Here is a 13543-nt window from a genome sequence, read left to right as displayed (position 1 = left end):
TGTAAGCGTTGTGCCCAATAGGCTTCAGTCTTTCTATTTTATTGATTCAATTTTGAAGTGTTTATTAGATTGGGAAGATTGCATGATATTGGCACTAAGGTTTCTATCTGTATACATTTTATCAAAATATTTACCTAATGATATTACGTTTTCCATATTAACGGGGTTAATATAGCGGAGAAACATCTGTTCAGTACTGTGTCCCGTAGCTTCCATTAATAGAGGAGTAGGGATCTTTCCATAGAAATTGGTTGCAAAACTTCTTCTTCCAATATGGCTGGAGATGACATTCCATTTTTCAGTTTCCACATTTTTCGACCTGAAACCAAAGCGTTTTTTAGCGTTCACCCTTTCGTTTAATTTTGCAATTTTAGCAATTCTTTTAATACAGTCATTGTAGTCTTTCATATCCATCAGGGAAGGAAATTGGCTATTATTCTTCCGTAAAATATTAAGTACTGTAGGGTGTAAGGGGAGGATTATTTGTTTTTGTGTTTTTTGTTGAACAAAGCTTATGCAGGTTCTACCATCAATTTGAATCAGTTGATCGGTGGAGAAATGCATGAAATCGGAAAACCTCTGGCCAGTGTAGCAGCTGATGATAAGCCAGTCTTTTGCAGCTTGTAATTCTACCGGAACATTGGTTTTTTTTATTTGAATCAGTTCATGCTCATTGAGTGTAATGATTTCCTTATTTTGCTTTTCTCTTTTTATTTCCAGCTCGCGTACACAGGTGCGAATACCTTTTCTTTCTGCAAAATTTAATATGGTTTTTACAAAATGGATGGTTCTGTAAATGGTATTTTCACTATATTGCTCTTCTTTACCAAAAATCATAAAGTCTTTGATGAATGTAGCATTAATTTCATCGATACGCAGACGACTCATCATGTGGGCTTCAAATCTTTGTAAGAGATTGAAAAAGACTTTATAACGTTTATAGGTGGATGTACAAATTAAATTCTCCTTTGTAGAAATGTACAGCTGCATAAAGTGTAGCAATGTACTTTCAAAAAACTCTTTTTTTCCTTCAGCATATATCTGCTTGGCTTTTGCTGATAATAACCTTTGATTAATTGACTTTCCGATTTCATTTTTCTTTTCAATGTATTGTTTTAACTCAAGTTTTAGGTTATTCATTTTCTCATACAGTCGTTTGTATTTTTTAATATAGATATTCTTAGGTCTTTCTTTTTTGGGGTCCCAATCATTCTCATCAATGCTAAATGGTGTTCGAAATATAAAATGGGTATTTTTCGAAGGATCAGAGATCTTAAGATTGATCTTTTTTAGCCCACCATTCGTTGTGAGAAAAAACTGGAATGTCATTTTTGATAATTTAAAGGATTAATTATCAACGAATTTAATAAAAAAAAGTAGTCCTACTTAGACTACTTATGCGTACAAATATAATCAAATTTAAGAATACAACGAATATAATAAAGTGTTGGTGTTGATAAATATACGAAAAAAATAATGACCCTTTAAGTGGTGTGCTATCTGATTGATAATGTGATTAAATCGGTGTTTTTTTAGATGTTATTTTATGGTTAAGATTGAATACTAATAAGATATTTTCAAAAATAGTCTAAGTAGGACTATGTCTTTGGGATTTGCAATTTAAAACTTTATATATATGAAAAAGATTCACCCATTTTTAGTATTCATTATGATCTCGTTATTTTTTATTTTTAGTAGTTTCACTCAGAAGGAGAAAGAGAATTTTTTTCCTGTATTATTAGCCGGAAACTATGATCAAAATCCACCGGTTAATATCAATATGGATTTTACTAATACTAAGGACAACCGTCTTCCTGAGCCGGATCAAGAGGTTTATGAATCGAATATTGACAGTTATGTTCCTATTTTATTTTTACTGGGGCTCGCTTTGATCCTTTACTATTCAGGAGCCAGGGCTTCGTCTAAGCATCATTAGGTCATTTTTTGTTATTTATGATTCATTTTCACTAGCGAAAAAAACAGAAAATAAGAATTTCTCTGGAGTCATAATAGATTTCAATGGACTATTCCTGAAATAAAGTGGGTATTAAAGAAATAATTTCGTAAAATAATATAATATTATTAAAAAAATATCAATTATGTTAATTTTTAAAAATATTCACATTATGATTTCAATTGACGATTTTATAACAACTAAATTAATGTGAATTTGGGTTGGGAACAAAAGTTTGATCAGAAATATCACGGTTTTATGATTAATCCACAATTTAAAAATTTCGCACTATTAAAAGCTGTTTTTTAATTAATATGTGTTTAGCTAAATAATAGAAAAAGTAAAAATACTACTTTTATATTTTTATAAATGCAACAATGTCTGATCCATTAAGAATACATATCGAAAAAGTAGTTCCTCTTACTGATGAGGAATTTGCGATCGTAGCTTCCTATTTTATCGGGAAAAAATATAAAAAATACCAGTTTTTAATACAGGAAGGAGAGCCGGTTACTTATCATTATTTCGTAGTGAAAGGGCTTTTAAAATTAGTATATACGGATGATACGGGTAAAAGCCATATTGTTGGTTTTGCAATGGAAGATTGGTGGGAAAGTGATTTTCAGGCTTTTTATACACAGAAAAAAGCAACCATGTCACTAGAATGTATTGAAGATACGGAAGTATTATGCGTAAGCCTTGAAAACTACAGAAAACTATGCAATGAACTTCCGAAGATAGAAAGGTTTTTCCTTGAGAAGGCTTATTTTGGTTTTATTGCAGCCCAGCAACGCATTATTTCTATGATGACCTCCGGTACTAAAGAGCGCTATAATCAATTGCTCCAACAATATCCATTGCTGGTACAAAGGGTTCCGAAATCACTTCTGGCAGCATATCTGGGTGTTTCAAGGGAAACATTAAGCCGTTTGTCTCGTTAATATGTGATGTTCATCACTTCATAATGGTGATCCAGGTCAAGAGATGGCCTTGGGGATAAATTGCAATTTTGCCATACTAATATTAAAATAATGGAAAAAAGAACAATCAATCCCTGGAAATGGCAAAACGAACGCAGCTATTCTCAGGCTGTCGAAGTAAAAAATGTAGAAAGTACTTTATATTGCTCCGGCCAGGCAGCGATTGATCCTGATGGGATCTCCAGTAATGAAGATATGAAATCCCAGCTTCAACAGGCTATTGCTAACTTGGAAGAAGTAATAAGCACTGCGGGATATCAATGTAATGGTATTGTAAGGCTCAATATTTATACTACCTCGACTAAAGAGCTTTGGCCTCATTTTCCTATTCTTCAGGAATGGATTGGAAAACATGGTATCGAGCAGGCGGTTACCATGTTGGAAGTGACAGGATTATTCGAGACGTTAACAGTAGAGTTGGAAGCGACTGTGGTGAAATAATCTTTATTTAAACCGGCCGTTAAAAAATCGACTCCTTCAAATCATCGATTTGAAGGAGTCTGGTATTGAAGAAAATTAAAGTGATATAAAAACAGGAAAAAGTCTTAGTATAAAACTCCCATGCTTTCAGCTGAAAAGCCGGAAAGTTCTTCTAATTTCCCCTCTTTTATTTTTTTGACCCATTGGTGATCATTAAGTAATGCACGTCCTACTGCTACAAGGTCAAAGTCCTCTCTTTCCAGTCTTCTGATTAACTCTGTAAGATCTGATTTTTCTGAACTTTCTCCTGCAAATGCAGCCATAAAGTCACCTTTAAGACCTACCGATCCTACCGTAATAGTTGGTTGACCCGTTACTTTTTTTGCCCATCCTGCGAAATTAAGATCAGAACCTTCAAATTCAGGTTCCCAGAAACGGCGTTGTGAACAGTGAAAGATATCTGCTCCTGCTTCTTTCATTGGAAGCAACCAATCTTCCATTTCTGAAGGAGTAAGGGCTAATCTGCTTTTGTAGTCCTGCTGCTTCCATTGAGAAAGACGGATGATGATGGTGAAATCTTCTCCTACCGCTGCTCTTATTGCTTTGATAATATCTACAGCAAAACGTGATCTTTCTTTCAGTGTTTTTCCACCGTATTCATCCGTTCTGGTATTCGTTACTTCCCAGAAGAACTGGTCGATAAGATATCCGTGAGCTCCATGGATTTCAAGACAGTCGAAACCCAAATCTTTAGCTGATTTTGCAGAAGCTGCAAATTGACGGATGGTATCCTGGATATCTTCCAATGACATGGTGGAAGCCTTCTCCATAGGAACAGCCGGATACTCTTCGGACATTCTGGTGTCACCTACATGCCAGATCTGTGGTCCCATTTTACCGCCATTCTGATGTACCTGATTGATTACATTTTTCCATCCCTCCAATGCTTCTGTTCCGTAGAAGTCGGGAATGTTCTGCACATTTTTAGAAGCTGGGCGGTTAATCACCGTTCCTTCAGAAAGGATTAATCCTACTTCTGAAGCCGCTCTTCGTCCATAATAATCTGCTATTTTCTGCGTAGGTACTCCATCTGCTGATTGTGCTCTGGTCATAGGAGCCATGACAAGTCTGTTTTTAAGCTGTAAGCTTTTATAATTGAATGGAGTAAATAATGCGTTTGTACTCATTTTATAATAAATTTATTAGTGTAATTTTCTTTTTGTTACACAAAGTAACTAATAATAATTCGTTTTTGTATCTATTGACGAAAAATTGTGGTAACTTTGCCGTAACAAATAATAGTAACTTACGGGTAACCTATGAGACAAAACAAAATGACGCAATGCAACTGCCCTTTGGGAAAAGCAATGTCGGCGCTTGGAAGTAAATGGAAACCGATCATTGTAATGGTGATCAAAGACAGGAGATTACGTTTTGGACAGATTGACGCACGTATTCATGTAATTTCCCGGAAGGTTCTTACGGACCAGTTAAGAGAAATGGAAGAGGATGGTCTGTTAACCCGGGAAGAATTTAAAGAATTGCCTCCCAGGGTTGAATACTATCTCACGGATAAAGGGTTGGCTCTTTTACCGATTTTGCACTTGCTGGAAGACTGGGAAAGAACATATGATGTGAAAGAGGCTTTAGCAGATGCTGAGGCTTGATAGCAGAAAGAATAAAATACAGCTGATGAACTGTATTTTAGAACAATAGGTAGAATATTCATCAGGAATTGAAAGATTTGTATAGAGATTATAGAAGAAAATGGTTATGATATGCATAGCAGATTAAGGATAAAATTAAGAGATAATTTTTCCAGAGGTACTATTTTTTACATTTAATCGTTATATTTATCGAATTAATTCTTAAATCAAAATGAATTAAAAGATCATAACTTTTAAATGACTAGTAAAATCATCGGTGTAGGAAACTACATTCCCCCAGAAACCATTACCAATTTATTCTTTGATAAACACAATTTTATAAACAAAAGCGGCGAGTCATTAAAAGAGAGTAATGCAATTATTGCCAGTAAACTAAAGGAGATTACAGGCATCGAAGAAAGAAGATATGCAAGTAATGATCAGGTTACTTCGGATTTAGGATTAATTGCTGCACAGGCAGCGATAGATGACGCCGGAATCGATCCAGAAACATTAGACTACATTATATTTGCCCATAATTTTGGCGACGTTCGCTTCGGAACCATTCAATCTGATACCGTTCCAAGTCTTGCCTCAAGGGTAAAACATCTTTTGAAAATCAAAAACAATTTTTGTGTAGCGTATGACGTATTATTCGGATGTCCGGGATGGATTGAAGGAGTGATACAGGCCAACGCCTTTATTAAAGCGGGAATTGCCAAGCGCTGCCTGGTTATAGGAGCCGAAACGCTATCCCGTGTTGTAGATATTCACGACAGAGATAGCATGATCTATGCGGATGGGGCTGGAGCCTCTATTTTAGAGATTTCTGATGATGATTCCGGAATACAATCCCATGTTTCCGCTTCCTTTACATTGAATGAAAAAGATTATCTGTATTTTGGAAAATCGTATAAAAACGATTGCTGTCCGGATACCAAATATATCAAAATGGAAGGCAGAAAGATTTATGAATTTGCACTTTCCAATGTTCCGGATGCGATGAAAAAATGTCTGAACGATAGTGGATATGAAATCGATCAGCTGAACAAGATTATTATCCATCAGGCGAATGAAAAAATGGACGAAGCTATTGTCAAGAGGTTCTACCAGCTTTATGACAGGCCTATGCCTGAGCATATCATGCCAATGGTTATTTGTAAACTAGGGAATAGTAGTGTAGCAACCATTCCGTCTTTATTGACGATGATTCTGAATGATGAATTGGCATTACATGAAATTAATAAAGGAGATATTGTCATGTTTGCTTCGGTAGGAGCTGGAATGAATGTGAATGCATTTGTTTATAAATTCTAAAAAAATATTAATTTTTACCAGTTGATTCTCAATTGAAAACAGAATTTTATTGTTTTTTATCGCTTGACTGTTAAAAATATTTTGCCAGAAACAAAAAAACTTTTTATATTTGCACCACTGAAAACGACGATGTAATCGGAGTTTAAGGAGAGTTGGCAGAGTGGTCGATTGCGGCAGTCTTGAAAACTGTTGACTGTAACAGGTCCGGGGGTTCGAATCCCTCACTCTCCGCAACTGAACATCGCTAATCACATAGCAAATGTTTCAAAAGCTTGTAAAACCTGCAATTTTAAAGGATTGCAGGTTTTTTGTTTTTAGTATAGACAGCCAAAATTTTCAAAAATGCTCTAAATGTTTGTGGCACATTCGTGGCACTTTTAAATCTCAAAAAAAGTGCCACAGATTTAAGTATAACAATCTGTATATCAACATGTAAAACTCGTTAACGACTTGATTCGAGGGAGCTTTAGTTCGACATTTACTAACTTTTAAAATTGTCGGCTTATGCTAGAAACAAGTTATGGACTAACCTTCTTTTTGAAGAGTCCGAAAAAGAAATCTGATACGGTCAGATATGTTTATTTGAGAGTTACTGTTGATGGAACACCAAAAGAAACATCCACTAAAAGAAGATGGGATATTCAAAGATGGGATCAGAAACTAGAAAGAGCAACAGGTACTAAAGAAGACGCTAAAGCGATTAATTTCTTTTTGGAATCATTGGTAACAAAAATTAGCAATTACAAAACGGAGCTAATTAATGCCAGCCAAACCATTACAGCAGCTAAGATTATTGATTTTGTAAAAGGTAACAACGTAGCAAAGGCTAAAGTACTCGAAGAGTTTCAAAAGCATAATGATGAAATGGACGCATTGGTTCCTAAAGAATTTGCAAAGGGAACTCATACCCGTTTTGTAACTGCACGATCTCATGTACAGGAATTTATCCGTTTCAAATATCATAGAGAAGATTTGGAGTTTCGTGAGCTCAACTATGAATTTATCAAGGATTATGAATTTTACTTAAAAACGGTCAGAAACTGCGCTAACAATACGACTTTAAAGTATATAAGTAATTTAAAAAAAATTGTGCTTCGCGCGATTGCCAAGGAAATCATTTCCAAAGATCCATTTGTACTGTTCAAAGGTAAAAAGACGAAGATCAAGAAAAAACCGCTTACCAAAGCAGAACTTTATCGGCTTGAAAATAAGCAGTTCTCTACAGAAAGGCTTTCTATTGTACGAGATATTTCTGTTTTCCAGTGTTATACCGGATTGGCATACATTGATGTTTATCAACTGAAAAAAGAAGTTATTCAAGAAGGGGATGATGGGAGATTGTGGATCATGAGCAGTAGGCAAAAAACAAAATCTACTACTAATATTCCTTTGTTACCAGAAGCTTTGAAGATCATCGAAAAATATAAAGATCACCCGACCTGTATTTCCCGAGGTTCTGTACTCCCGGTAAAATCAAATCAGAAGATGAATGAGTATCTTAAAGAAATTGCAATACTGTGCAAAATTAGCGGTACACTTAATACCCACAGGTTCAGACGCACTTTCGCCAGTACGGTAACACTGAGTAATGGTGTCCCCATCCATGTGGTCAAAGAAATGTTGGGTCACCATTCAGTAACCCAAACTGAGGATTACGCTATTACGGAGCAGGAAACAATCAGTAAAGAAATGATAGGTTTAGGGGAAAGGCTTTTCGCATCAGATAAATTAGAAAGTAGTAATGATTTTTCTAGAATATTGCTGAGATTCGAAAACGAGTTGAGAGATTTGAAACAAATGCAACATTCTAGAAGCTCTCAAAGTTTTGAAGAGAAGATTGTTCAAGTTGAAGAAATACTGAATCAATTAAAGGTTTACAGAGCTTAAAATCCTGTAATTTCTACCGTACTTCGGTATCCGGGATGATAAGAGGGGATATATTTTACATAACCAAAGTCCTGAAGCTCTTTAAAATACTTGTGATAAGTAGGCAGAGTGCGAATATGAGAAAGGGCCATGAGTCTGCTCCTGCTTACCCTTATGATCCTCGGCTCATTTTGCAAATAGGCCAATTGAACCAATGCTGACAACAAGGCTAAATGCCAAACATTTAGCCTTGGGTCATTTGCAATGAGATTAAAGAAATTCAACCATTTTAATGCACTATCCGTTGTCATTTCCAAATAGTTTTAATAAATCAGTTCTACTGTAATAATATGATCCCATTACTTTTCGAAAACGAATTTTTCCTGCAACACGAATATTTTGGAGTGTTCCAGGTGAGATATTCATGATCTGTCGAATAGTTTTGCTTCTACTGTAGAATCCTACAAGATAAATCCTGGTTTTGTCAATAGAAGGGTATTCAACTTCTATAGTATTAATGAGTTTCAGTAAGGTAAAGAGGTCTTTTGAAGGTTGAGAAACCATGAGCCCATCATTATTTTTGACATATTCAGAAGAACGGCTGTTAAATTGAGGCGCTAAAACAAAACCGTTATAATGATGATAAATTTCATCTCTCAGCCAAATTCTGGCGAGGGGCTCCAGCTGTTTTTCATTATCGTTTCCAATTCTGACTGAGTTATGAAAAGTGATTACCAGAGGATATTTTTTGTTTTGATCAAAATTTTCCGGGATCAAAAATCTATAGGGTAATTCCATATCATCCGATTGAAAAACTTTTTTAATGAACTTTTCAGTAGATAAATTGTTCATAATCATTCGGGTTTGTACAAAAGTTGTACTGTCTACCTGAGTACTGTTATAATCATGTACTTGCCCCCATGTATAGTGAGGAAAAATCAAAATGGAAAGAAGTAGAAAAAAGTATGTATAATTCATATGATGTTGTTATTTTTGAAAAATCAAGTTACAGAATTTATAGAATACCAATAAGAGTGCTATTCAATAGAGAATCTGTTATAATGCCAGGCAATGGGTGTTGAAAAGATAGAAAATTTAAAGCTTATTTTCAGCAACCTATTTATAAAATAGCAATTATGACATCGATCATCGGTTGTAGTCAATAATTTTTTGTTCTTTTGCAGTGCGTTTAATTTTTTAAATAAAGAGATGTCGAAATTTGATGATATAAGGCCCTTTGATGACCATGAAGTAAATGATGCGCTGCTAAGCATATCCCGACATCCTATGATGAAGGCATTAATGCAGTTTACTTTTCCGGACCGTGATGAACAATTTTGGCTCGACCAATTTAAAGAGATTCATTCTATAGGTGATTTTCAGCATAGCTGTATATCGCAAACCGTTCGTCAGATTATAAAACAAAGTTCTGAAGGACTGAGCACATCCGGTTTTGATCAGTTGGATAAGAATACAGCCTATTTATATGTATCCAGCCACAGAGATATTGTTTTGGATACTTGTCTGCTCAATTTAGTATTGCTGGATCTCGGATTGATCATGACTTCTTCGGCAATCGGAGATAATCTTGTACAGAAAAAATTTCTGCATATACTTGCAAAATTAAACCGTAATTTTTTAGTTCAAAGAGGATTGCCTATTCGTGAACAGCTTGAAAGTTCCAAGGTAATGTCTGAGTATATTTATAACCTGCTCAATGAAGAGAATCGTTCCGTATGGATTGCACAACGCGAAGGCAGGACCAAAGACGGGAATGACGCTACTCAACAAGGCGTCTTAAAAATGCTTGCTATGGCGGCGGGTAATCAGCCCTTGACTGATTTCTTCAAAACACTGAAAATCGTTCCGTTATCTATTTCATATGAATATGATCCTACAGACGTTCTTAAAATCCCACAATTGATGGCTAAATCAAGAAATGAGGTGTATGTTAAGAATGATAATGAAGACTTTACAACTATGTTAAGTGGAGTATTGGGACAGAAAAAACATATTCATCTGCACGCAGGGCATGTACTTGATACAGAATTTGATGAAATCATGTCGAAGTTCGACAATAAAAATAAGCAGTTGCAGGCCATTGCGCAAGTGATTGATGATTCTATTATAAGGAATTATAAACTTTGGCCGACGAATTTTATTGCTTACGACTTACTTCATAAAACAACTCAATATTCTGAAAGTTATACAGAAAATGAAAAAATGCTGTTCGAAAGAAGAATGGAAATGCGTATTGATATTTCTGATGAAGCTTTAAAGCAGAGTTTTTTAGCCATGTATGCTAATCCGGTTGTCAATAAATTAAGTATTAGTAAAGTTCTTTAAATAAGAATTATCAAGATAACACCTGTGAAGGAGGGAGGCCAAACATCTTTTTAAAAGCGAACGAAAAATGAGAGAGGTTCTGGAATCCGACTTCAAGATATACGTCAGAAGCACTCACTCCTTTTTCTTTAATGAGGTAATAGGCTTCCTGAAGTCTTTTTTGCTGCAGCCACTTTCTGGGCTTTGAGGCAAAAGTCTTCTCAAAATCCCTCTGAAAGGTGGAAAGACTTCTGCCTGTAAGATAGGCAAAACGTTCAAGCGATACATTGAAACGAAAATTCCGGTTCATAAAAGACTCCAGATCAATTTTTCCGGGTTCGGTAAAATCGAACAATATATCCTTTAAAAAAGGATGGGTTTCGAGTAGTAGGACTACAAGTTCCTTTAGCTTTAAATTTTTTAGCATCTCATTTCCGGGCTTATCGAGCTGATCGTATGGTTTTAAGGATTCCAGATAAGCTGATAGCAGTTCATTGGATGGTATATGGAAAGCCGGTTCGCTGGAGTGGTTTTTGGTCGCCTTATAATCATATTCCATACTCAAACTCTTCAACATTGCTTGATCTATAAAAACGGAAATATTTTGATATTCACCATTTTCAGGTGGAATCTTATTAAACTTAATCAGGGTATTTCTTCGTGTTAACCGGAAACTTCCTTCATCAAAAACATATTCATTTTCACCATTGTTGTAGATGAGTTTACCTGCAATCTGATAGCTGAAAACATGTTGTGGTATAAACTGCTCACCATCCCTCATTCTGCTGGAATAACAGGCGTAAGTTATGGTGCTGAATGCCTTATGATCCGTATTATTATTCATCCTGATATCTTAATTATTGTGATCAAAATAGTAAGAGCTCGTTAGATGGCGTCAGTTGAGAGTGTTACCGGCATCCATTTTTCATACTCTTCTTTCCTGAGACTTTCTGCCTGATTCAAAATTCCTACGGCGTCGCTTCCAAGGACCAGATGAATAGGTGGAGTTGGGCTATCTGTAAGTTCAATGAGTACCTGTGCCACTTTATCGGGATCACTTTTTGGAATAAAGTTACCACTTTTAAAGAATTCTACACGCTAATCAACAGTAGATTCATAACCAGGTACATGAGGTGCAAAAGACATTGAAGGTCCAGCCCAATTAGTACCCATTCCACCCGGTTCAACTGAAGTGACTTTGATCCCCAGTGGAGCTGTTTCTTTAGCTAATGCCTCACTGAAGCCCACGCACTCTGATAGATGGAAAGGCCAATGCTGGCTACAAGTCCGCCAACAGAGCTCAGGTTTAAAATCCTGCCGGATTTTTGTTTTCTCATATAAGGAAGTACCGCTCTGCATATTTCAACAGGTGCGAGTAAATTAGCGATAAACTGGCTCTGCACCTGTTCATTGGTAAATGCTTCTGTGGCACCGGTTATACCAAAACCGGCGTTATTGACAAGAACATCAATACGTCCAAATTTTGAAATAGTATCCGATACAGCTTTTTGGATTTGTCCCTGGTTGGTAACATCGAGTTCTAATACAAGAATCTGTTCCTGGTACTTGTTGATAAGATCTTGTAGTTTTGATGGTGTTCTTGCGGTAGCCACAACGATTTCTCCCTTTAAGAGGATGGCTTCTGTAAGGATTCTTCCTAATCCACTTGAACTGCCTGTGATAAACCATACTTTTTTCATGTCTGTTTATTTTTATTATTGAAACAAATGTACCTCCTTCATGATCAAACTGTTTTGTTCTACTGGTCATTTTTACTTTGTTGTAAAAGTCAACTTAATTTAGTACTACGGATCTATTACTCCATTTTTTCGTTAGTATCTATTATAGAGTTGTAATAAACTTAAATGTTTTATTATATTGTGAGTGAAAAACACACACAATGCTTGTTAAAAAAAATATTACCTTAAAAAGGCTATTAGAATTTTCAGGTCATCATTTTTGGTGGCTTATTGGGTATATGGCTATCGTTTCGTTCATGTATGATATTATGGATTGGAAATGGATCTCTATTCCCTGGTTACCAGTATCGCTGATTGGAACGGCTGTAGCTTTTTATGTAGGATTCAAAAATAACCAATCTTATGACAGGGTTTGGGAAGCCCGTAAAATATGGGGTGCTATTGTCAATAGCAGCAGGAGTTGGGGAGTACTGGTTAATGCCTATATTTACAATAGCGAGCTTTCTCCTGAGGAACTCAAGGCTATTAAGACAAAATTAATATACCGACATATTGCCTGGCTGTACAGATTAAGAGAACAGCTGCTTGTACCAACCGAATGGGAACATGCCAGCCTGAAATGGATTTTTGGAAAAGTAGGAATGAAGCGAAGAGAGATCTATGGAATAGGGGTGTATAAAGATTACTTAAACGAAAAGCAAAAGGCCGCCTATTTTTCAGATGCTGATGAGTGGAAGAATACAGCCAATGCAGCCACACAGATAATCAATTTACAATCGCAGTATTTAGCAGAACTTGAAGAGAAAGAATACTTGCATATCTGGAAACAGATCGATATGCAGAAGGTTCTTAATGATTTTTATGATCATCAGGGTAAAGCAGAGCGGATCAAGAAATTTCCATTGCCTAGGCAATATGCCAGTCTGAGCTTTATTTTCACTTGTATATTTATTTTTTTACTCCCTCTGGGAATTGTGGCAGAGTTTGCAAAATTAGGGGAAGCCAGTATCTGGCTCATGGTTCCATTTGGTACCATTGTAGGATGGGTTTATGTGGTGATGGAGCTGATCGGGGATTATTCAGAAAATCCATTTGAAGGCTTGGCGACTGATATACCTATGCTTTCCATTTGCCGGACAATTGAGATCGATCTGTTACAAATGCTGGGAGAAACTGATCTGCCTAAGCCTATACAATCTATCAATGATATATTGATGTAATAAAATCATATTAAGTTTTATCATAAAACCAGGCATATAAGCCTGGTTTTTCATTGGGTAAAGAAACTTGAATTCCGGGTTCCGTCAGACCAAGTGCTTTTCACCAAGAAATGGA

The 13543-nt window shown here is 35.9% G+C and carries 15 protein-coding genes and 1 tRNA gene; 9 read left to right on the top strand and 7 right to left on the bottom strand.

All coding sequences use genetic code 11. The features are described 5' to 3' along the window. Positions 1 to 33 precede the first annotated feature (33 nt). Entirely contained in the window at positions 34 to 1329 is a 1296-nt protein-coding gene (locus tag CJF12_RS06145; RefSeq protein WP_051887399.1) for a phage integrase SAM-like domain-containing protein, read from the bottom strand. Between the two features lie 307 nt (positions 1330 to 1636). Between CJF12_RS06145 and CJF12_RS06140 the strand changes: the two genes are divergently transcribed. The 3 genes from CJF12_RS06140 (at position 1637) to CJF12_RS06130 (ending at position 3375) form a co-directional block, all read left to right on the top strand. After that, positions 1637 to 1936, top strand: a complete 300-nt coding sequence (locus tag CJF12_RS06140) for a hypothetical protein (protein WP_034687680.1) — start codon at positions 1637 to 1639, stop codon at positions 1934 to 1936. Between the two features lie 395 nt (positions 1937 to 2331). After that, entirely contained in the window at positions 2332 to 2895 is a 564-nt protein-coding gene (locus tag CJF12_RS06135; RefSeq protein ID WP_034687678.1) for a Crp/Fnr family transcriptional regulator, read from the top strand. Between the two features lie 90 nt (positions 2896 to 2985). Continuing rightward, entirely contained in the window at positions 2986 to 3375 is a 390-nt protein-coding gene (locus tag CJF12_RS06130) for a RidA family protein (RefSeq protein WP_034687676.1), read from the top strand. A 104-nt stretch (positions 3376 to 3479) separates the two neighbouring features. On the opposite strand, the gene CJF12_RS06125 is transcribed toward CJF12_RS06130, so the two are convergent. Continuing rightward, complete coding sequence (locus CJF12_RS06125) at positions 3480 to 4541, bottom strand: NADH:flavin oxidoreductase (RefSeq protein WP_034687674.1); 1062 nt, start codon at positions 4539 to 4541, stop codon at positions 3480 to 3482. A 132-nt stretch (positions 4542 to 4673) separates the two neighbouring features. Here CJF12_RS06125 and CJF12_RS06120 point away from each other — a divergent pair, with 132 nt between their 5' ends. The 4 genes from CJF12_RS06120 to CJF12_RS06105 all read left to right on the top strand — a co-directional run bounded on the left by CJF12_RS06120 (position 4674) and on the right by CJF12_RS06105 (position 8204). Next, positions 4674 to 5021: a winged helix-turn-helix transcriptional regulator gene (locus CJF12_RS06120; RefSeq protein WP_034687672.1), complete on the top strand. Its 348-nt coding sequence runs from the start codon at positions 4674 to 4676 to the stop codon at positions 5019 to 5021. Between the two features lie 237 nt (positions 5022 to 5258). Then, complete coding sequence (locus CJF12_RS06115; RefSeq protein WP_034687670.1) at positions 5259 to 6317, top strand: 3-oxoacyl-ACP synthase III family protein; 1059 nt, start codon at positions 5259 to 5261, stop codon at positions 6315 to 6317. Positions 6318 to 6463: 146 nt separating this feature from the next. Further along, a tRNA-Ser gene (locus CJF12_RS06110) sits at positions 6464 to 6548 on the top strand. 273 nt (positions 6549 to 6821) lie between these two features. Next, complete coding sequence (locus CJF12_RS06105) at positions 6822 to 8204, top strand: site-specific integrase (protein ID WP_034687668.1); 1383 nt, start codon at positions 6822 to 6824, stop codon at positions 8202 to 8204. Here CJF12_RS06105 and CJF12_RS06100 read toward each other — a convergent pair. Next, positions 8201 to 8494, bottom strand: coding sequence for a hypothetical protein (locus CJF12_RS06100; RefSeq protein ID WP_034687666.1), 294 nt, complete (start codon positions 8492 to 8494; stop codon positions 8201 to 8203). The genes CJF12_RS06105 and CJF12_RS06100 overlap by 4 nt on opposite strands. After that, positions 8481 to 9161, bottom strand: coding sequence for a DNA-binding protein (locus CJF12_RS06095; RefSeq protein WP_051887398.1), 681 nt, complete (start codon positions 9159 to 9161; stop codon positions 8481 to 8483). The genes CJF12_RS06100 and CJF12_RS06095 overlap by 14 nt, the downstream gene beginning before the upstream one ends. Positions 9162 to 9392: 231 nt before the next feature. Between CJF12_RS06095 and CJF12_RS06090 the strand changes: the two genes are divergently transcribed. Then, positions 9393 to 10529, top strand: a complete 1137-nt coding sequence (locus CJF12_RS06090) for a 1-acyl-sn-glycerol-3-phosphate acyltransferase (RefSeq protein ID WP_034687664.1) — start codon at positions 9393 to 9395, stop codon at positions 10527 to 10529. A 10-nt stretch (positions 10530 to 10539) separates the two neighbouring features. On the opposite strand, the gene CJF12_RS06085 is transcribed toward CJF12_RS06090, so the two are convergent. The 3 genes from CJF12_RS06085 to CJF12_RS20145 all read right to left on the bottom strand — a co-directional run bounded on the left by CJF12_RS06085 (position 10540) and on the right by CJF12_RS20145 (position 12208). Next, positions 10540 to 11352, bottom strand: a complete 813-nt coding sequence (locus tag CJF12_RS06085; RefSeq protein WP_034687662.1) for a helix-turn-helix domain-containing protein — start codon at positions 11350 to 11352, stop codon at positions 10540 to 10542. 41 nt (positions 11353 to 11393) lie between these two features. Further along, positions 11394 to 11552: a hypothetical protein gene (locus CJF12_RS20150; protein WP_228379129.1), complete on the bottom strand. Its 159-nt coding sequence runs from the start codon at positions 11550 to 11552 to the stop codon at positions 11394 to 11396. 182 nt (positions 11553 to 11734) lie between these two features. Beyond that, positions 11735 to 12208, bottom strand: coding sequence for an SDR family NAD(P)-dependent oxidoreductase (locus CJF12_RS20145; RefSeq protein WP_228379128.1), 474 nt, complete (start codon positions 12206 to 12208; stop codon positions 11735 to 11737). Between the two features lie 200 nt (positions 12209 to 12408). Here CJF12_RS20145 and CJF12_RS06075 point away from each other — a divergent pair, with 200 nt between their 5' ends. Further along, a complete protein-coding gene (locus tag CJF12_RS06075; protein WP_034687660.1) occupies positions 12409 to 13428 on the top strand; it encodes a bestrophin family protein in 1020 nt (339 codons plus the stop codon). The last annotated feature ends 115 nt before the right edge of the window (positions 13429 to 13543 follow it).

This window comes from Chryseobacterium piperi, assembly GCF_002285635.2.
GTDB classification, from domain to species: Bacteria; Bacteroidota; Bacteroidia; order Flavobacteriales; family Weeksellaceae; genus Chryseobacterium; species Chryseobacterium piperi.
Note: the sequence above shows the minus strand (reverse complement) of the source record. Positions and strands in the feature narration are given on the sequence as shown.

What these genes read in the sequence shown, in the direction of transcription:
- CJF12_RS06095 (WP_051887398.1), bottom strand. Translation starts at nt 9,161, where the DNA reads ATGAATTATACATACTTTTTTCTACTTCTTTCCATTTTGATTTTTCCT.
- CJF12_RS06075 (WP_034687660.1), top strand. Translation starts at nt 12,409, where the DNA reads ATGCTTGTTAAAAAAAATATTACCTTAAAAAGGCTATTAGAATTTTCA.
- CJF12_RS06090 (WP_034687664.1), top strand. Translation starts at nt 9,393, where the DNA reads ATGTCGAAATTTGATGATATAAGGCCCTTTGATGACCATGAAGTAAAT.
- CJF12_RS06145 (WP_051887399.1), bottom strand. Translation starts at nt 1,329, where the DNA reads ATGACATTCCAGTTTTTTCTCACAACGAATGGTGGGCTAAAAAAGATC.
- CJF12_RS06100 (WP_034687666.1), bottom strand. Translation starts at nt 8,494, where the DNA reads ATGACAACGGATAGTGCATTAAAATGGTTGAATTTCTTTAATCTCATT.
- CJF12_RS20145 (WP_228379128.1), bottom strand. Translation starts at nt 12,208, where the DNA reads ATGAAAAAAGTATGGTTTATCACAGGCAGTTCAAGTGGATTAGGAAGA.
- CJF12_RS06085 (WP_034687662.1), bottom strand. Translation starts at nt 11,352, where the DNA reads ATGAATAATAATACGGATCATAAGGCATTCAGCACCATAACTTACGCC.
- CJF12_RS06125 (WP_034687674.1), bottom strand. Translation starts at nt 4,541, where the DNA reads ATGAGTACAAACGCATTATTTACTCCATTCAATTATAAAAGCTTACAG.
- CJF12_RS06115 (WP_034687670.1), top strand. Translation starts at nt 5,259, where the DNA reads ATGACTAGTAAAATCATCGGTGTAGGAAACTACATTCCCCCAGAAACC.
- CJF12_RS06105 (WP_034687668.1), top strand. Translation starts at nt 6,822, where the DNA reads ATGCTAGAAACAAGTTATGGACTAACCTTCTTTTTGAAGAGTCCGAAA.
- CJF12_RS06135 (WP_034687678.1), top strand. Translation starts at nt 2,332, where the DNA reads ATGTCTGATCCATTAAGAATACATATCGAAAAAGTAGTTCCTCTTACT.
- CJF12_RS06130 (WP_034687676.1), top strand. Translation starts at nt 2,986, where the DNA reads ATGGAAAAAAGAACAATCAATCCCTGGAAATGGCAAAACGAACGCAGC.
- CJF12_RS06120 (WP_034687672.1), top strand. Translation starts at nt 4,674, where the DNA reads ATGAGACAAAACAAAATGACGCAATGCAACTGCCCTTTGGGAAAAGCA.
- CJF12_RS06140 (WP_034687680.1), top strand. Translation starts at nt 1,637, where the DNA reads ATGAAAAAGATTCACCCATTTTTAGTATTCATTATGATCTCGTTATTT.